This window comes from Pseudomonas sp. WT-JTC, from assembly GCF_056711565.1.
In genome coordinates this window covers 4,390,211-4,408,261 of sequence record NZ_CM160042.1, presented here as the reverse complement: position 1 = coordinate 4,408,261, position 18,051 = coordinate 4,390,211, and the positions used below count along the sequence as shown (strand labels likewise).

The window sequence follows — 18,051 nt, the reverse complement described above, 5'->3', positions numbered from 1 at the left end:
CGCTATTAAAAAAGGAATAGGCGCGTGGCCCCGGAAATGCGCGACATGATAGCGGCAAAGTCGGGTGATCTGTCAGGTCGGCTCGCAGACTTCAACCAGTTGCCCCAATCGACTGCGGGTGCGTGCCAGATCAGTGGCATCACCGTCCAGGCTTTCCCGCAGGGCGTGTTGCCCGAGCAGCGTCAGGTGCTTGTCCTGGTCGTACAGCACGTCGATGAGGTTGATGAAACGCTGTTGGGCGGCAATCGAGCATTCACCGAGCCGCGGCAGCTCATCGATGATCCAGCTATCGAAACGGCGGCACAGTTCCAGGTAGTCCATCACGGCGGTAGGTTGGTCACACAGGTCGGCGAAGGTAAAACCGATGCGCCGCTCATCGCAGAAACGGGCCTGGAAATGCCGGGTGCCCACGGGTAGCGCCACGGGCTGGGCGCCGCGATCCGGCAGATTCAATGATCGTCGCTGCACCGCACTGGCCGGCCACACGTAATGGCCTTGGGTGAACAGCTGTTGCGCGTGGTTGCGGACCTGGCTGCGATAGTCGTGCGGACCGCCGACTTCCATCACCTGCATGCGCGCATTGATCAAGTCGATCACCGGTTTGAAACGGGCGTGGTACAGCGGATTGGGCAGCAGGCCTTCGGGCGGGTAGTTGGAGGTGACCAGCAACAGGATGCCGCGCTGAAACAGTGCCTTGAACAACCGGGCGATGAGCATCGCATCACCGATGTCGTGCACATGGAACTCATCGAAACACAGCACCCGGCAATCGCTGAGCAGTGCGTCGAGGGTGATCGCCAAGGCGTCGGCACGTTCGCGGTGCTCGAACATGCCCTGGTGCAGTTGGGCGAAAAACTGATGGAAGTGCAGGCGTTGTTTTTTCGCGAGGGGAATGGCCCGGAAAAAACCGTCGAGCAGCCAGCTTTTGCCGCGCCCCACGGCACCATGCAGGTAAAGGCCGGGAAGGGGGTTCGGCGCAGCGCTCGCCAGTATGGACGCCTGCCGGGCCATGCAGTCGATCACGCGCTGCTGGCTGTGGCTGAGGGTGTAGCCCTGGAAGTGGGCCTGGTGGCGGAAGTAGTCGTGGATGACTTGGCCCGCCGCGACGCTGCCGGCAGCCGGTGCCTTGCCGAAAAGGCGACGCAACGATTGCCAGCGCGATTTGATTCGCGAACGATTAGGTGGTCGAACGGCCACTGGGATATCACCTCTGGTCTGCGGGCAGGCTCTCCGAGCTGCGGCGGCATAGTGTAACCAGAGCAGGGAATTTGCTTCCAGCAGTGTCAGTGCGCGTCGGAGCAGTTCCGACGGGGCCTGTAGGGGCGAGCTTGCTCGCGATGGACGTCAACGATAACGCGTGCTGCCTGAGTGCCCGCGTTATCCAGAGTTTTTCGCGAGCAAGCTCGCTCCTACAGGGGGCTTCGTTTGCAAAGTGCAGTCGTGTCGGTCGCCTATCGCTCGATATTCCGGTTCCACCGGGCATTCCACGCGGGGCGCTGTTCGTTGACCTGATCCCAATCCACCGCGATGGCCGTCTGCAGGTATTTTTTCATCGCTTCGACCTGGCCGCGGGTCCGGTCGGAGGTCGGGGTATTGGGGTTGGAAGGAATCTGGTCGCCGTCCTCAAGCGCAGCGGCCTGGGCTTCCGGGGTGAGCAGGAACGCGGCGAGTTTTTGCGCCAGTTCCGGCTGCGTGTTGTTGGCGATGGCGCATTCGGCGACGTTGAGCACCACGGCGCCTTCCTTGGGCTGTGCGTATTCCACCGGCATGCCCTTGAGTTTCAGCGCGGTGACCTGGGTCGGTGTCAGCGGGAACAGCGCGGCTTCGTCGGTCTGGAGCATTTCTGAAATCTTTGCCGAGCTCGGAATATATTCCAGCACGTTGCGCCCGACGGTGTCTGGCCAGGCCTTGAAGCCCGGATCGACGTTGGTTTCGCTACCGCCCTGAATCCGGTTGAACATCAGGAAGCCGTGCAGGCCGAAGGTAGAGGAGGCCATCGACTGGAACACAACCTTGTCCTTGTATCGAGGATCGGCCATGTCCATCCACGAGGTCGGCGCATTCCAGCCTTTCTCCTTGAACAGGCGGGTGTTGTAGGCCAGCCCGGTGACGCCGAGGCTGACGGCCACCGCTTCATCCTTGATGCGCCCCTTGGCCGGAATTTGCGCAAGGGTCGGGTTGTCCTGGAGTTTGCCGCACAGGCCCATGGCGATGGCGCGGTACATGATGCCGTCGTCGAGGAACATCACGTGCATCTGCGGGTTGTCCTTGCTGGCCTGGACCTTGGCCAGGATATCGGCGGAGGTGCCCGGCACGATCACCACCTTGACGTTGTTGGCCTTCTCGAAAGCCGGCAGTACCTTGTCGGCGTAAAGCCGCTCCATGGTCCCGCCGTTCATGCCCAGGTAAAGCACCGGTTCGGCGTTGGCCTGGGTGATGGTGAGCAGGGCGCTCATGCAGGACAAACCGAGCAGTGCGTTGCGTTTGAGGTTTTTCATTGGCGCGACCTTCCTCTATCAAGCTACGGAGATGGAGTGAAACCGGGTGATGGAAAACGCATCCAGCGACGTCTTTGACGCGCCGCTACAGATGATCTCGGTGAGCGCCTGGCCCACCGCCGGGCCGATCTGGAAACCGGCGCCGGCAAAGCCGAACGCATGCAACAGACCAGGCTGGGTACGGCTGTGGCCGATCACCGGTTGGCGATCGGGCAGATAACCTTCAGTGCCGCTCCAGGTCCGAATCGCCTGGGCGCCCTCAAGAAACGGGTAGAGCTCGACGGCCTGGCGCAGGATTTCCAGCACGGCGCCTTGACCGGGGCGGGCGCGGGCGTCGTCCAGAGCGAACCCCTGGCCGCCGCCCAACACGCAATTGCCGCGCGCGACCTGACGCGCATAGATGCCGCCACCCTCGACGCCAGTGCTGGCATCCATGACCAGCGGCAAGGGTTCGGTGACCAGCATCGCCGGGTGTCCGGAGTGCATCGGCACTGGCTCGCCGAATTGCGCGGCCAGGCTGCCGGCCCAGGCCCCGGCGCAGTTCAACAGCCAGGGCGCGTGCAGCTCCAGGCCGGTTTGCGTGCGCACGCGAAAGCGCTGGCCGTCGTGTTCCACGGTGGTGACCGTGCATTGCTCATGTACCTGCACACCGTGGCGCCGCGCCGCCCGGGCGAATGCAGGGGACACCAGACGCGGGTTGGCGTGACCGTCATCCGGGCAATACGAGGCGCCCACTGCGACGTCTCCCACCCATGGAAAACGCCGGCGCAGTTCGGTGCGCTCAAGCACCTGCAAATCGAGGCCGAAGCCCTGGCTGCTGGCGGCGTAGTCTTGCAGGGCACGCAAATCGTCTGTACTGCGGGCGAGTTTCAGGTGGCCGCTGCGTTGATATTCACCGTCGATGCCGATCAATTGCGGCAGTTGCGCCCAGATGGCGTGTGCCCGTTGCGACAGCGGCAATTGCGACAACGGTCGGCCTTGGCGGCGAACGCCACCGTAGTTGACGCCGCTGGAATGCGAACCGCAGAAGTCCCGCTCCAGCAGCGCCACGCGACGCCCGGCCTTGCCGAGAAACAGCGCCGCCGAAGCACCGACAATACCGCCGCCGATGATAATTGCGTCGACTTCGGTCATGCGTCGATCTCCAGGCCAAAGGGCAGCGGCTTGATGGGGGCCTGAGCCCGCAGCCGGCCGATGTCGGACACGGCGCGCCCACTTTCACAGGCAATGATTTCCGCTGCGGCCGCACCACACATCCGCCCCTGACAGCGACCCATGCCGACCCGGCAATGGGCCTTGACCCGATTGATTTCCCAATGACCCTCGCGCACCACTTCACGAATATCGCCGGCGCGGACTTCCTCGCAGCGGCAAACCATCACGTCATCGGCGATGCTGGAGGCCCAGTTCTCGGGAAAGGCGAAGGCGCGTTCCAGGCCCCGGCGAAAATCGCCGATGCGTTCCAGCACCTGTTCAAGCTGTGTGGCGCGTTGCGTCGGGATCAGGCAGCCGATGTCTTCGAGCAGCGCCAATGCGGCGCGCTCGCCAGCCATTTCCGCGGCGTCGGCGCCCATGATCCCGGCACCGTCACCGGCCAGGTAGACCTCGGCGACGCTGCTGCGCCCGGCGCGCTCACGTTGTGGCAGCCAGGCGCGGTTGAGCGGGTTCCAGGCAAACTCGCAACCGAGCAGGTCGGCGAGCTGGGTTTCGCTGCGCAGGCCGTGAGCGAAGGCGACGGCATCGCAGTCCAGTCGATGTTCGCCTTTTGTGTCACACCAGATCAGCGCCTGCACCCGTTGTTCGCCTTCGACGCGTTTCAAGGTTGCGCCCTGATGCACCGGGATGCCATGGGCGGCCAGCCAGCCACGGTAATAGATGCCTTTGGCCAACGTGGCCGGTTGCGACAGCAGGCCGGGCAGGGCGCGGGCCTGGGCGCTGAAGGGCGAGCTGTCGAGCACCGCGACCACCTTGGCGCCGGCCTTGGCGTATTGATACGCGACCAGGTACAGCAGCGGGCCGCTGCCGGCAAACACCACACGCTCGCCAATGGCACAGCCCTGGAATTTCAAGGCGATCTGCGCCGCGCCGAGGCTGTAGACCCCGGGTAGCGTCCAGCCCGGCACTGGCAGAATCCGGTCGGTGGCGCCGGTGGCGACGATCACCCGGGAAAACTCCAGCCGTGCGGCACGTCCGTCCTGCACGGTGTCGAGGGCGCCGTCCTCGGCGTTCCACACCAGGGTTTCAGGGCGGTAATCGATCTGCTCGCGCAGCTCATCGATGGTCTGGTGAAGGGCGTTGGCCTTGCGTGCTTCGAAGCCATACAGCTTGACCGGCGAGCGCTTGAAATTGGCCGGCTGACGCCGATAAATCTGCCCGCCACCGCGCGAAGCTTCGTCCAGCAGCACCGGGCGAACACCGTGGGCAACCAGGGTTTGCGCCGCACGAATACCGGCAGGGCCGGCGCCGATGATGACCACGGGTTTCATGCGCACCTCGGCTGCTGTGCTTTTGTGGGAGCGGGCTTGCTCGCGAAGAGGGCGGCACATCCAGTAGAGATGTTGACTGGCAGATCGCTTTCGCTGGCAAGCCAGCCCCCACAGGGGATTGGGTTTCTGCAGATGGAATGCAGGTTCATATCGATCGCCCCGGTTCGCGGTTGATGTGTTGCCCGGCTTCCAGCAAGGTCGAGCACGCGCGCACCCGGCGGCCATCGTCCAGGCGCACCCAGCAGTCCTGGCAGGCGCCCATCAGGCAGAAGCCGGCGCGCGGTTCGGCGCTGAAGTCGCTGCCGCGCAGGTGTTCGCTGCAGGTCAGCACCGCCGTCAGCACGGTGTCGCCGAGCAAGCCGCTGGCCGGTTGGCCGTCGAGGGTAAAGTCCAGGACCGGGCGGTCGCCTTCGGCCAGTCGTTTCAGCAGAGCCATGGCGCCCTCATTGTTTGCCCACCAGGACCCGATCCAGGCCATACACCCGATCGAGCAGAATCATGGTCAGCGCGGTCAGCGCGATGACCAGCGCCGACACCGCCGCCATCATCGGATCGATTGACTCGGTGGCGTAGACGTACATGCGTACCGGCAGGGTTTGCGTGGCCGGCGAGGTGATGAAGATCGACAGGGTGACTTCGTCGAAACTGTTGATGAACGCCAGCAGCCAGCCTCCGGCGACTCCCGGCAGGATCATCGGCAAGGTGATCTGGCGGAACAGCGTGAAACGCCCGGCACCCAGGGATTGCGCGGCGTGTTCGGCACTGCGGTCCAGTCCGATGGCCGAGGCCAGCACCAGTCGCAGCAAGTACGGCGTGATCACCAGCACATGGGCGAAGATCAGCCAGGCAAAGCTGCCGTTGACTCCCATCAGCGCAAACAAGCGCAGCAACGCCACACCCAGTACCAGGTGCGGAATGATGATTGGCGACAGAAACAGCCCGTTGAAAAAATCCCGGCCGGGAAACTCGAAACGGGTGATCGCCAGCGCCGCCGGCACCGCAATCAGCGTCGCCAGACTGGCCGCGCTGAACGCCAGGATCAGGCTGTTGTAGAACGCATCGACAAAGTCGGCACGCTCGAACACCGCCCGGAACCAGCGCAGGGAAAACTCGGTGGTCGGCAGGCTCAGGGTGTTCTCCGGAGTGAAGGCAACCAGGCACACCACCACCAGCGGTGCGAGCATGAACACCACCACCAGGGCGTGAAACAGCAGGGCGAAAGGACCGTTCCTGGACATGACGAATTATCCCAATGACTTCTTGTAGCGGCCTTCGATCATGCGGTTCCACGACAGCATGATCAGCAGGTTGATGAGCAGCAGGGCTACGGCGATGGCCGCACCCATGGGCCAGTTGAGTTCCGACAGGTACTGGTCGTAGATCAGCGTGGCGACCATCTTCAGGCGGCGTCCGCCGAGCAGGCCGGGAATGGCGAAGGAGCTGGCGGCAAGGCCGAACACGATCAAGGTGCCGGACAGGATCCCGGGCATGACCTGGGGCAGCACCACCTGACGAATCACCGTGAAGTGGCCGGCGCCCAGCGACAGCGCGGCTTGCTCGGCGGCCGGGTCGAGTTTCTGCAGCGAGGTCCACACCGGTATGATCATGAACGGCAGCATCACGTGAACCAGCGCAATCACCACTGCGAACGGCGTGTACAAAAGCTTCATCGGCGAGCCCCCGAGAGCTTGCAGGACCTGATTGACCAGGCCGTCGGCGCCGAGCAGCAGGCTCCAGCCGAAAGCGCGCACCACCACCGAGATCAACAGCGGGGTGAGGATCAGGATCAGGAAGATCGAGCGCCATGGCGTGCCCATGCGGCTGAGGATGTAAGCCTCGGGAACACCGATCAGCACGCAGAGCAGGGTGGTCAGCGCGCTGATCCACAGGGTGCGCAGGAAGATTTCGTAGAAGTACGGGTCGCCCAGCAGGCTGCCGTAGTGGTCGACGGTGTAGGCGTCGCTCTTGATCCCCGAGCCGTAGTCGAAGACGTTGAACGACAACAGCAGCGTCAGCATCAGCGGGATCACCAGCAGGCTGAAATACAATGTCAGGGCGGGGGCCGACAGCAGGTAACCCTGACGTCCCTGGTGAATGGCTGCGAGTGCACTCATGCCGTCACCTCGTCGACACTCAGCACCCGCAGCAGCGCCGCGTCCCAGTCCAGGCCGACCGACGTGCCTTCGCTCAATGGTGCCGAACCGTCATTGCGGCGCACCACGCAGAGTTCGCCGAGAGTCGTCGATACGCCGTACAGCCATTGGCTGCCGAGGAAGAAACGGCTGCTGACCTTGCCTTGCAAGCGACCGTGGCCTGCATCGCGCAGATCGATTTTCTCCGGGCGCAGGCTCAGGGTCAGGTCGCCATCGCCACGTTCGCACACCTGAACCACACCGGCCGTGTCGCGCTCGCCGGGCAGCAGGTTGGCTTTGCCGACGAACCCGGAAATGAACTCGGTACGCGGGTGTTCGTAGAGGGTGTAGGGCGCGTCGATCTGGGTGATGCGCCCGGCCTGCATCACCACCACGCGGTCGCTGATCGACAGGGCTTCGGACTGGTCGTGGGTGACCATCAACGTGGTAATGCCGACTTCGCGCTGGATGCGGCGGATCTCGAATTGCATCTCTTCGCGCAGATTGGCGTCGAGGTTGGACAGTGGTTCATCGAGCAGCAGCACCGGTGGCTGGATCACCAATGCCCGAGCCAGGGCGACACGCTGGCGCTGGCCGCCGGACAGCTCCCGTGGATAACGCTCCGCGTGCTGGTGCAGGCGCACCAGTTTGAGCACCCGCTCGACCCGTTGCCGGATCTCGGCGTTCGGCACCTTGCGCATGCGCAGACCGAAGGCGACGTTGTCCTTGACGGTCATGTGCGGGAACAGCGCGTAACTCTGGAACACCACGCCCAGGCCACGACTGGCGGGCTTGGCATGGGTGATGTCTCGACCGTCCAGGACGATGCGCCCGCTGGTGACTTCGACGAAGCCGGCGATCATTTGCAGGGTGGTGGTTTTACCGCATCCGGAGGGGCCGAGCAGGGAAACGAATTCGCCTTTCTCCACCGAGAGGTCAGTGGCGACCACGGCGTCGATTTCGCCGTAGCGTTTGCCGAGTTTTTCAAGTTGCACAAAAGCCATGAGTGCGCCTCCACCTGAGATTGTTATGCGTCGCCCGAAGGCGCGCTTTCTTGTATGGGCAGATACGAAAAATGTTGCCGGGGTGCGTTGGCGCTCGACTTGAGTCGGCTGCCACTGTTGTTCGAATCGCCCCTGTCTGGACGCAGATTAGGACGAAGACTAGGATGGGCTCAATGGCCTATTTCACTGAAGCGATGACTATTTTCAGTTTCATTCGATGAGTAAATTAATTGACGAGAAAATCCATGGCAGATTCCATTGAGCGGAATGAAAATAAAAATGAAGTCGGCGTAGGTGCCGTCTCAAGACTGTTTGCGGTGCTGCGTGCGCTGGGCGATACGGTCGAGGGTGGCGAACGCGTGACGCAACTGGCCCAGCACATCGGTTTGTCGCAACCGACCACCCACCGCTTGCTGCGCAGCCTGATGGACGAAGGCATGGTCGAGCAGGATGCGCGCAGCAAGCGCTATCGGCTCAGCCTGGACTTTTTCGCCCTGGCCGCCCGCGCGGGCAACAGCGGCAACCTGCGCGAACTGGTGCGCCCGGCACTGCTGCGGCTATCAGCGTCGCTGGGCGATTCGTTGTTTCTGCTGGCGCGCAGCGGTTTCGACGCGATCTGTCTGGACCGCAGCGAAGGGCCGTTTCCGATCCGCACCTTTACCGGTGACATCGGTGGGCGGGTGGCCTTGGGCGTGGGGCAGGGCAGCCTGGCGATTCTCGCGTTCCTGCCGGAAGAGGAACGCGACACAGTGATCCACTACAACTTGCCGCGGCTCAAGGACTTCCATCTGTATGACGAGGTGTTCCTGCGCTCGGAAGTCGAGAACGTGCGCAAGCTCGGTTACGCCGGGCGCAACACCGGCGTGCTGCAGGGCATGGCCGGGGTGGCGGTGCCGATTCTCGATCGCGAGGGCCGGGCGGTGGCGGCGTTGAGCGTGGCGACCGTAAGTGACCGCCTGGGGCCGGATCGGTTGCCGACGGTGGTGGAGATGCTCAAGCGCGAAGCAGCGTTGATCGGGCCAAGGATCAATCCGTTCGATCCGCTGCTGCGGCGGCCGTCGCAGGTGTTTGGACAGAATTGAAACCACCACAAGACCAAGTGTGGGAGCGGGCTTGCTCGCGAAAGCGGTGTATCAGATAAGTGAATGTCGACTGACACTCCGCCTTCGCGAGCAAGCCCGCACCCACAGGAGGTGGTGTTGTGTTCAGAACTGATTGGTCTGCCTCAGCATCTGCGCCATCGCCGTATCTGCCGGGCTGACCATCGCGTAGTTGTAGCCGCCACCCGACCAATATTCGGCCTGCAACCCGCCATCGCTACGACTGCCCCTTGGCAGCATGAAGTTTTTCGGTCCCGGTGGGCGCACGTAGAAGCTGATCTTTTGTCCCGTCAGGTTCTGGTAAACCACCATCGCTGCTGGCCCTTGATCGGTGCTGAGCAAGCGCCCGCTGACCGGTTTGAATCCGGCGCCGGCGAGGTCGGGCAAGCGATTGGCCCGGTTGAAATAGCGGTCGAGCCAGCCTTGCATATCGCCGTCATCGCTGGCCTTGTAGTCCGCCGGCAGGATCTCTTGCTGGGCAATCAGGCGATAGGCTTGCAGGGCGTCGGTCATTGGAAGCGGGGCGCCGACCAGGGTCATTTGTCGTGCCTGCCAGCCACTGAAACCGCCGATGCCGACAGCGATCAGCAGCACCGCGGCGCTGGCCAGGTGTCGGCGGGACTGACGTTTGAGGCGTTGGCGAATCAGTGCCGGATCGAGGTTCGGGTTGGCCGGTTGCTGCAAGGCACCACCAAGGGCTGCGCGCAGTTGCTGGGCGTCCAGTTGCCAGGCGCGCACTTGCGCGGACATTTCTGGATTGCTCGCCAGAAAAGTCTCGACCAGGCGTCGGTCGGCGTCGCTCAACTGGTGGTCGACATAGGCGTGCAGGTCACGCTCGCTGGGGGGCATGCTGATCATTTGAGTCTCCGCAGGGATGGGCGGTTGATTTCGCCATCGCTGAGTTGGCGCAGGGCCTGGCGAGCCCGGGACAGGCGGGACATCACGGTGCCGATGGGGACGTCGAGAATCTCGGCGACCTCTTTGTAACTCAAGCCTTCCACCGACACCCAGAGCAGCAGCGCGCGTTGCTCCGTGGGCAGTTGATCGAAGGCGTTGAGGGTGGATTGTGCCATCACGGTGCGTTCCACCGAGGGCTGGGGATCGTCACGCCCGGTGAAGAATTCGAGCATGCGCGCATAGCGCCGGGAGCGGCGGTGCGCATCGAGAAACTGTCGATAGAGAATCGAAAACAACCAGGCGCGCAAGTCGCCCTCGGCGCGTTTGCCGCCCCAACTTGACAGTGCCCGCTCCAGGCTCGCCTGTACCAGGTCGTCGGCGCTGCTCGGGTTACGCGTCAACGACACGGCAAACCGGCGCATACCGGGAATGATTTCTCTCAGTTTTTCGTCGATATCGTTCATCAGGTTCCGACAAGTCACTACGCTTGGGACTAGGAAGACGCCCCGTGCTGGAGGTTATTCCACGCTTGAAAAAATAAATACCGCGCATGGGAATAATCCTGTGTGCGGTTCGTCTGCTTGATTCTTCTCACTTGTGGCCGATGGCCCTGGAGTCTTTCATGGTAGATCGATCATCACCGCCAACCCGGCCACCCTTGAGTGCGGCGAGCCTGACGTTGCGTCTGGCTGGCATTGCCGTGGTCGTTGCCGCAGTGGCTGGGGCGTTTGCCTACGTCAACGGCACCTTCGACCCACAGCGCCTGACCCCGAAGAAACTGATCAACGTGCTGGAAACCAACAATGGCGTGCATCCGGGTTTCCGTCGCAACCATGCCAAAGGCGTGTGCGTGATCGGGCATTTCGAGAGCAGTGGCGAGGCGCGCAGCTATTCCAGCGCTCAGGTGTTCAACGAAGCACGGACACCGGTGGTCGGGCGTTTCGCCTTGCCGGCCGGTAATCCATATGCACCGGACAGTGCCGTGCCGATCCGCAGCATGGCCTTGCGTTTCACTCAGGCCAACGGCCAGCAGTGGCGTACGGGGATGAACAGCATGCCGGTGTTCCCGGTGGGCACGCCCGAGGCGTTCTATCAGTTGCAGCAGGCCCAGTCGCCGGTTCCCGCTACCGGCAAACCGGACCCCGCAGCGGTGCCGGCGTTCTTCGGCTCGCACCCGGAATCTGCGCCGTTCCTGGCCTGGATCAAGACCGCCAAACCCTCGGCCAGTTACGTGACGGAAACCTACAACAGCGTCAACGCGTTCTATCTGGTCAATGCCGCCGGGCAACGCCAGGCCGTGCGCTGGAATATGGTGCCGATGGCCCAGGACGCACCAGGTGCGACGGCACCGGAAGGCAGTGATTTCCTGGAGAAAGACCTGGTTCAGCGCATCGCCGCCGGCCCGTTGCGCTGGCAGTTGAACATCACCCTGGCCAACCCCGGCGATCCGGTCAACGACGCCAGCAAGGCTTGGCCCGAGGGGCGCAAGGTGTTGAACGCTGGCACCCTGGTGCTGGAAAAGACTCAGCCGCAACTCAACGGTGAATGCCGTGACATCAACTACGACCCGCTGGTGTTGCCTGCCGGGATCGAAGGTTCCGACGACCCGTTGCTCGCCGCTCGTTCAGCCGGTTACGCCAATTCCTACCTGCGTCGCACCAGCGAAGTGGGCCAGTTGCCCGCCGCCAAACAGGAGGCCCAGCAATGAGCACCCAACCGAACCACTTCGCTCCGCTGGCGCGCCTGCTGCACTGGCTGATGGCGCTGATGATCATCGCCATGCTGTTTATCGGCGCCGGCATGGTCGCCTCGGTATCCGAGCGGCATGAGTGGCTGATTCATCTGCACAAACCCCTGGGCGTCGCGATCTTGCTGTTGGTGATCGTGCGACTGGTGGTGCGTTTTTCCACTACGCAGCCACCGCTGCCGGCGGACATGCCGGGTGTGCAAGTACTCGCGGCCAAGGCTTCGCATGTCTTGTTGTATGCATTGATGCTGGTCTTGCCGCTGCTGGGTTGGGCAATGATTTCGGCGTCTGGCGAGCCGGTAATGCTCAGCAGTTCGCTGCAACTACCCTCGATTGTGCCGGCGAACGCGCAGGTCTTTGCCTTCCTGCGCAAGGCGCACGGGTATCTGGCGTATCTGCTGTTTCTGACCGTGTTGCTGCATTTGGCGGCGGCGCTGTTTCACGGCTGGGTGCGCCGTGATGAGGTGCTGGACAGTATGTTGCGGGGTAGGGGTCGCGGTTGAAAGCTGCCGATCAATCATTGTGGCGAGGGGGCAAGCCCCTCGCCACAGGTGGTCAGCGCAGGGTATCGACCATATCCGCCAGCGTGGTCAGCACATCCTTGCCCAGCTGTTTCGAACGCTTGCCCGACCAACCGGTTTCCGCGTTCGGATGATCGTCGTGATCCTTGAACGGCATTTCCAGGGTCAGCGACAGACAGTCGTACTTCTGGCCTACGCTGTTGCAGGCCAACGTCATGTTAGCCTGGCCCGGTTCATCGCGGGTGTAGCCGTACCTGGTCTGGAAGTCCTTGGTGGTGTGCTTCAGATGAGTGCGGAAGTGCTCCTCGAGCTTTTCGATCCGCGGCGTGTAACCGGGGTTGCCTTCGCAACCGGCGGTGAATACGTGGGGGATTTCCTCGTCACCGTGGACGTCGAGAAACATGTCGACGCCGTATTTTTCCATCTGTTGCTGAACGAACAGGACCTCCGGGCTGATTTCCTGGCTGGCGCTCTGCCAGGCGCGATTGAGGTCCTGGCCCATGGCGTTGGTGCGCAGGTGGCCATGGAAAGCACCATCCGGGTTCATGTTCGGCACCAGGTACAGGTCGGCGCTGGCCAGCAGTTTATTCAGCACCGGGTCGTCGTGTTTTTCCAGGCGTTCGATCACGCCCTCCATGAACCACTCGGCCATGTGTTCGCCCGGATGTTGCTGGGCAATCATCCACACCTTGCGCCGGCCTTCGGCCCCGGTGCCTTTGCGCAATAACTGGATGTCGCGACCTTCGACACTTTTGCCGGTGGCCAGCAACTCAGTGCCAGCCTTGCTCAGTGCTTGCTCGATCAGCCAGTCGTGGCGGCCACGGCTGTAGGGTTCGAAGTAAGCGAACCAGGCGTGAGTCTGCTCGGCTTCGAGGCTGAAGCGCAGGCAGTCGCCTTCAAAAATGGTCGGTACGCGGAACCAGTTGACGTGATCGTAGGACGCCACCGCCTGATAACCGGTCCAGGCCTTGTTATAGGAAGACTGGCTGGCATTGTTCAGGCGAAACCAGTGCTCCTGCCCGACATGCAGGCCGCTGGCCTTGAAGTGGAACCACTGGAAATGAGCACTGCGAGTGTCCGGGCGAATGGCCAGAAGAGGTTTGAGCGGGTCGCTGATGTCGATGACTTGGATGTTGCCGCTGTCGAAGTTGGCAGTGATGTCGAAAGAGGATTTTCCCACGGTCATAATCGAGTCCTGAATATGATTTTTATGGCGGCTACTTTACACGCAAGAGTGGGGCGAAACCGAGGGAAATTGCGGGGTGCAGGGGGGGCGTCCTCCTTGACGCCGTCGCAGCTTAGAGGCTGTGCGATTGATTCTCAAGTGCTATTTGTCGCTGGTTTTAACCAATGATGCCGGGCTTCTCTTGCCAAGCGGCATTCTTTTGATATCATCCGCGCCATCGAATTTGCGACACCCGAAGACTTCATTAGCCTGAAGCCAAAAGCCAGAAAACTGGCAAAAAAAGACCCGGCAAAAAGCCGGGTCAAAAACCGTGATTAGCCTGATGAGGAGATAGTCCGGGAGACCGACCTAAGGTCACCTGGTCCATCGACTGATCTCGCGATCAGTCGATGCAATAATAATCATTCTCGTTTGCAAGTCAAACGTTTTCACCTGCGCGATAGGAAAATTCTTTCCTGTCCTCTCGATTTACCTTCTCACCTCAACCGTTTTCATACTTCTCCAGCGACCGATCGACCATCGCCTTGGCCATGTCGATCATATGCACAGCCGAAAACGCCAGGTCGCGGTTTGCGCCTTGCAGGTGATTGGCTGACTCGTACGCGGTGGCGGCAGCGCAGCGCAACAGGTCCAAGGCATGGACCAGTGCCTCTTCGCCGCTGATATTGCGGTTCACATCAAAAAAACGCAGCTCGGCAACGTCCTCTGAAATAGCTGGTTTCAAGTAATAGTCCAGCGCGCGTTGTGCCGCTGCTGAGCCTTGGGGCGAGGTGAGGGTGGTGTCGATTTGCATGTCCGACAGGTCATTGGCGGGTGGGTTCATGGTGATGGCAAACTCCGTGTTAGATTCAGATCCGTGAATCGATACTAATACGGACTGTATTTGTGACGATAATTTAAATACTACAATTTGTGTTTTGATGGCCGGAGTCATCCACGTATCGTGCCGCACATGGATAAATGGATCGAATTGGTCAAGGCCAAGATGAGTGAACTCAAAATCACTCAAGAGATACTCGCCGAGCGCCTCGGGATGTCCCAGGGCGGCATTGGCCACTGGCTCAACAAACGTCGTGAACCCGGTATCGAAGACATGAACCGTGTACTGCGGGCGCTGGGCCTCGAGTTTCTCGAGGTGGCGCTGGTGATCCGGGAACCGCAGGCGTCAACAGACGACGATATCCCCCTGACACAGAAGTACAACCCGTACTTTCGCTACCCGATCAGTGACTGGCGCGAACCTGCCGAAGTGCGCGACGGCGAGGTCGCGGTGTATGCAAAGGGGCGCTCTGAGCTGTCCGATTACCACGCCCGGGGGGCTGCGTTCTGGCTGAGAGTGGCAGGCGATGCGATGACCGCACCCAATGGCATCAGCATCCCGGAAGGCATGCTGATTCTGGTGGACCCGGCCGTGGAAGCCGTGCCCGGCAAACTGGTGATTGCCCAGTGGCCGGACAGCGCCGAAGCCACATTCCGCAAGTTGATCGAAGAGGGCGGGCAGCGTTACCTGGTCCCGCTCAATCCGACGTATCCGAAAGCCTTGTACACCGAAGAATGTCGAATCATCGGCGTAGTGGTTCAGGCAACGACCAAGTTCTGATCAGATCGGTCCTCGCAGGGCGTAGGACCGATCTTCATTTCACGCTTCTTCCAGTTCGACCAGCGCACTGCCTTCGCTGACCATCTCGCCTTCCTGGCAATACAGCGCCTTGATCACCCCGGCGTGCGGTGCACGAATGCTGTGCTCCATTTTCATCGCTTCCAGCACCACCAGTTGCGCCCCGGCTTCGACCGATTGTCCGGCCTCCACCAGCACACGGACGATGCTGCCGTTCATCGGTGCGGTCAGCCCGCCGTGATGGCTATGGCTGGCCTCGACGGCGCTGATCGGGTCGTAAGCCTCGATGCGGCGCAACTCGCCATCCCACTGCAAATACACATACTCGCCACGACGTATGGCCCGGTGTTGAAGGCGCACGCCAGCATGCTCGGTCAGCAGATGCTCGCCCTTGAGCCGAGCGCTGTGGGCATCGATGGCGCCCAGCGTCAGCGCGCGGTCCTGGCCTTCACAACTCAAGTGAAGGGTGATTTCTCTCGGCAAGCCGGCACGCAGCCCACTACCTGCCGCCCATGGCGAACTCGGGTCATCGGCACGGGTTGCAGACGGTTGGCTCTGGGCAAACGCCTGGGCGGCTGCTTGCCAGAAATCATCGCTGAGTTCCGCTGGCGTCGGCAGCAACTGTTCCTGATAGCGCGGAATGAAGCCGGTATCCAGTTCGGCAGCGGCGAACGCCGGGTGACCGACGATGCGCCGCAGGAAATTGATGTTGGTCTTCAGGCCGCCGATGGCGAATTCGTCGAGCATGCTCAGCAGGCGCAAGCGCGCCTGTTCACGATCTTCGCCCCAGGCAATCAGCTTGCCGAGCATCGGGTCGTAGAACGGCGAAATTTCATCGCCTTCTTCAACGCCGCTGTCCACTCGACGCCCAGGCCCCTGGGCGGATTCGCGATACAGCTCCAGGCGACCGGTCGCCGGCAGGAAGTCATTGCCCGGATCTTCGGCATACAGTCGCACTTCGATCGCGTGCCCCACCAGCGGCACCTGATCCTGGGTCATCGGCAACGCTTCGCCGCGTGCCACGCGAATCTGCCAGGCCACCAGGTCGAGGCCGGTGATGGCTTCGGTAACCGGGTGTTCCACTTGCAGGCGGGTGTTCATCTCCATGAAGAAGAACTCGCCGCGCGCATCCAGCAAAAATTCCACGGTGCCGGCGCCGACATAACCGATGGCCTGCGCTGAACGCACGGCGGCCTCACCCATGGCGCGACGCAGTTCCGGGCTCAGGCCTGGCGCCGGCGCTTCCTCGACGACTTTCTGGTGCCGCCGCTGAATCGAGCAATCACGTTCGTTGAGGTACAGGCAGTTGCCGTGTTGGTCGGCGAATACCTGGATTTCCACGTGGCGTGGCTTGAGCAGGTATTTCTCCACCAGCATCCGCGAATCGCCGAACGACGATTGTGCCTCACGCTGTGCCGAGGCCAGGGCTTCGGCCAGTTGGCTGACGTCCTCGACCACTTTCATGCCTTTGCCGCCGCCACCGGCGGTGGCCTTGAGCAGCACCGGGTAGCCGATGCGCTCGCAGGCGGCGCGGAAGGTTTCCAGGTCCTGGGCTTCGCCGTGATAACCGGGCACCAATGGCACGCCGGCGGTTTCCATCAAGGCTTTGGCGGCGGACTTGCTGCCCATGGCGTCGATGGCCGAGGCAGGCGGGCCGAGGAATATCAGGCCGGCGCTTTCGATGGCGCGGGCGAACCCGGCGTTTTCCGACAGAAAGCCATAGCCAGGGTGAATCGCCTGGGCGCCACTGGCCTTGGCGGCAGCGATCAGTTTGTCGATTTGCAGGTAGCTGTCGGCGGCTTTGCTGCCGCCGAGGTCGACACGAATGTCGGCTTCGCGGCTGTGCCGGGCGTCACGGTCGGTGGCGCTGTGCACGGCCACGGTCGTCAGGCCCAGCGCCTTGGCGGTACGCATTACCCGGCAAGCGATTTCGCCACGGTTGGCCACCAGCAGGGTGGTGAGGACAGGTGCGCTCATCAACGGGGCTCCTTGGTGGTTTCGGCTTGCCAGCTCGGCGGACGTTTTTGCAGGAAGGCGCGCAGGCCTTCCTGACCTTCCGGGCTGACGCGGATGCGGGCGATGGCGTTTTCGGTGTAGCGGCGCAATGCCGGGGTCAGTGAGCCGTCGCCGACTTCGCGCAACAGATCCTTGCTGGCGCGCATCGCGGCCGGACTGTTGAGCAGCAGGTTGTCGATCCACTGCTCGACTTTCTGTTCCAGCTCGGCACTTGCATAGCTTTCCGACAACAGACCGATTTCCCGTGCCCGTTGCCCGCCGAAGCGCTCAGCGGTCAAGGCATAGCGACGTGTAGCGCGCTCGCCGATGGCTTGCACCACGAATGGGCTGATCACCGCCGGCGCCAGGCCGATGCGCACTTCCGACAGGCAGAACTGCGCGTCATCGGCACCGATGGCCATGTCGCAGCAACTGATCAGGCCCAGCGCGCCGCCAAAGGCCGCGCCTTGCACCACGGCCAGGGTCGGAACTTTCAGTTTGGCCAGGTTGTACATCAACTCCGCCAGTTCCCGGGCGTCATCGAGGTTGGTGGCGTAATCGAGTTCGGCCGATTGCTGCATCCAGGCCAGGTCGGCGCCGGCGCTGAAGTGTTTGCCGCGGCCGCGCACGATCAGAAACCGCAGGCTGGCATCGCTCGCGACTTTGTCGAGGGCGAGGATCAGCTCGCGAATCATTTCGGCGTTGAAGGCGTTGTTCTTTTCTTCACGGCTGAGCCACAGGGTGGCAAAACCACGCGGGTCGGTCAGCAGTTCGAGGGTGTTGAAGTCGCTCATATTGTCCGTCTCCACAACTCTGTTCTTCTGTAGGAGCGAGCTTGCTCGCGATGAACGCTCAACCGACGCTGGC

The 18,051-nt window shown here is 62.2% G+C and carries 18 protein-coding genes; 4 read left to right on the top strand and 14 right to left on the bottom strand.

Annotated elements, in window-relative coordinates; translation table 11 throughout:
• Window positions 1–72: 72 nt before the first annotated feature.
• From zapE to AC06G5_RS20050, 8 genes are all read right to left on the bottom strand, one after another.
• The gene (gene zapE / locus AC06G5_RS20085) at window positions 73–1,197 is read right to left on the bottom strand and encodes a cell division protein ZapE (RefSeq protein WP_413428684.1); all 1,125 of its coding nucleotides are present in this window, start codon (window positions 1,195–1,197) and stop codon (window positions 73–75) included.
• A 254-nt stretch (window positions 1,198–1,451) separates the two neighbouring features.
• A complete protein-coding gene (locus AC06G5_RS20080; protein WP_413428877.1) occupies window positions 1,452–2,498 on the bottom strand; it encodes an ABC transporter substrate-binding protein in 1,047 nt (348 codons plus the stop codon).
• 18 nt (window positions 2,499–2,516) lie between these two features.
• Window positions 2,517–3,632, bottom strand: a complete 1,116-nt coding sequence (locus AC06G5_RS20075) for an NAD(P)/FAD-dependent oxidoreductase (RefSeq protein WP_413428878.1) — start codon at window positions 3,630–3,632, stop codon at window positions 2,517–2,519.
• The gene (locus AC06G5_RS20070; protein WP_480458175.1) at window positions 3,629–4,984 is read right to left on the bottom strand and encodes an FAD/NAD(P)-dependent oxidoreductase; all 1,356 of its coding nucleotides are present in this window, start codon (window positions 4,982–4,984) and stop codon (window positions 3,629–3,631) included. The genes AC06G5_RS20075 and AC06G5_RS20070 overlap by 4 nt, the downstream gene beginning before the upstream one ends.
• A 145-nt stretch (window positions 4,985–5,129) precedes the next feature.
• Window positions 5,130–5,420 carry a (2Fe-2S)-binding protein gene (locus tag AC06G5_RS20065; RefSeq protein WP_413428857.1) on the bottom strand — a complete coding sequence of 97 codons (291 nt, stop codon included), beginning with the start codon at window positions 5,418–5,420 and terminating at the stop codon, window positions 5,130–5,132.
• Between the two features lie 7 nt (window positions 5,421–5,427).
• Window positions 5,428–6,222, bottom strand: coding sequence for an ABC transporter permease (locus AC06G5_RS20060; RefSeq protein ID WP_480458173.1), 795 nt, complete (start codon window positions 6,220–6,222; stop codon window positions 5,428–5,430).
• A gap of 6 nt (window positions 6,223–6,228) precedes the next feature.
• Entirely contained in the window at window positions 6,229–7,098 is an 870-nt protein-coding gene (locus tag AC06G5_RS20055) for an ABC transporter permease (protein WP_413428858.1), read from the bottom strand.
• On the bottom strand, window positions 7,095–8,120 hold the full coding sequence (locus tag AC06G5_RS20050) for an ABC transporter ATP-binding protein (RefSeq protein WP_413704423.1): 1,026 nt from the start codon (window positions 8,118–8,120) through the stop codon (window positions 7,095–7,097). Before AC06G5_RS20050 ends, AC06G5_RS20055 begins: the two co-directional genes overlap by 4 nt.
• 245 nt (window positions 8,121–8,365) lie before the next feature.
• Between AC06G5_RS20050 and AC06G5_RS20045 the strand changes: the two genes are divergently transcribed.
• Window positions 8,366–9,202, top strand: coding sequence for an IclR family transcriptional regulator (locus AC06G5_RS20045; RefSeq protein ID WP_413428860.1), 837 nt, complete (start codon window positions 8,366–8,368; stop codon window positions 9,200–9,202).
• A gap of 123 nt (window positions 9,203–9,325) precedes the next feature.
• Here the strand turns inward: AC06G5_RS20045 and AC06G5_RS20040 are convergent, their stop codons facing one another.
• Window positions 9,326–10,078, bottom strand: a complete 753-nt coding sequence (locus AC06G5_RS20040) for an anti-sigma factor family protein (RefSeq protein ID WP_413427491.1) — start codon at window positions 10,076–10,078, stop codon at window positions 9,326–9,328.
• On the bottom strand, window positions 10,075–10,581 hold the full coding sequence (locus AC06G5_RS20035; RefSeq protein WP_413427492.1) for a sigma-70 family RNA polymerase sigma factor: 507 nt from the start codon (window positions 10,579–10,581) through the stop codon (window positions 10,075–10,077). The genes AC06G5_RS20040 and AC06G5_RS20035 overlap by 4 nt, the downstream gene beginning before the upstream one ends.
• A 158-nt stretch (window positions 10,582–10,739) precedes the next feature.
• Between AC06G5_RS20035 and AC06G5_RS20030 the strand changes: the two genes are divergently transcribed.
• Window positions 10,740–11,825 (top strand): catalase family peroxidase, encoded by a 1,086-nt coding sequence (locus AC06G5_RS20030; RefSeq protein ID WP_413427493.1) that lies wholly within the window; start codon window positions 10,740–10,742, stop codon window positions 11,823–11,825.
• Window positions 11,822–12,367 (top strand): cytochrome b, encoded by a 546-nt coding sequence (locus AC06G5_RS20025; RefSeq protein ID WP_413427494.1) that lies wholly within the window; start codon window positions 11,822–11,824, stop codon window positions 12,365–12,367. Before AC06G5_RS20030 ends, AC06G5_RS20025 begins: the two co-directional genes overlap by 4 nt.
• A 52-nt stretch (window positions 12,368–12,419) precedes the next feature.
• On the opposite strand, the gene AC06G5_RS20020 is transcribed toward AC06G5_RS20025, so the two are convergent.
• Complete coding sequence (locus AC06G5_RS20020; RefSeq protein WP_413427495.1) at window positions 12,420–13,571, bottom strand: M14 family metallopeptidase; 1,152 nt, start codon at window positions 13,569–13,571, stop codon at window positions 12,420–12,422.
• Between the two features lie 481 nt (window positions 13,572–14,052).
• Window positions 14,053–14,394, bottom strand: a complete 342-nt coding sequence (locus tag AC06G5_RS20015) for a DUF6124 family protein (protein ID WP_413427509.1) — start codon at window positions 14,392–14,394, stop codon at window positions 14,053–14,055.
• A gap of 129 nt (window positions 14,395–14,523) precedes the next feature.
• Here AC06G5_RS20015 and AC06G5_RS20010 point away from each other — a divergent pair, with 129 nt between their 5' ends.
• Complete coding sequence (locus AC06G5_RS20010) at window positions 14,524–15,171, top strand: LexA family protein (protein WP_413427496.1); 648 nt, start codon at window positions 14,524–14,526, stop codon at window positions 15,169–15,171.
• Window positions 15,172–15,210: 39 nt separating this feature from the next.
• Here the strand turns inward: AC06G5_RS20010 and AC06G5_RS20005 are convergent, their stop codons facing one another.
• A complete protein-coding gene (locus tag AC06G5_RS20005) occupies window positions 15,211–17,166 on the bottom strand; it encodes an acetyl/propionyl/methylcrotonyl-CoA carboxylase subunit alpha (protein WP_413427497.1) in 1,956 nt (651 codons plus the stop codon).
• The gene (locus tag AC06G5_RS20000) at window positions 17,166–17,978 is read right to left on the bottom strand and encodes a gamma-carboxygeranoyl-CoA hydratase (protein ID WP_085718284.1); all 813 of its coding nucleotides are present in this window, start codon (window positions 17,976–17,978) and stop codon (window positions 17,166–17,168) included. Before AC06G5_RS20000 ends, AC06G5_RS20005 begins: the two co-directional genes overlap by 1 nt.
• Window positions 17,979–18,051: the final 73 nt, after the last annotated feature.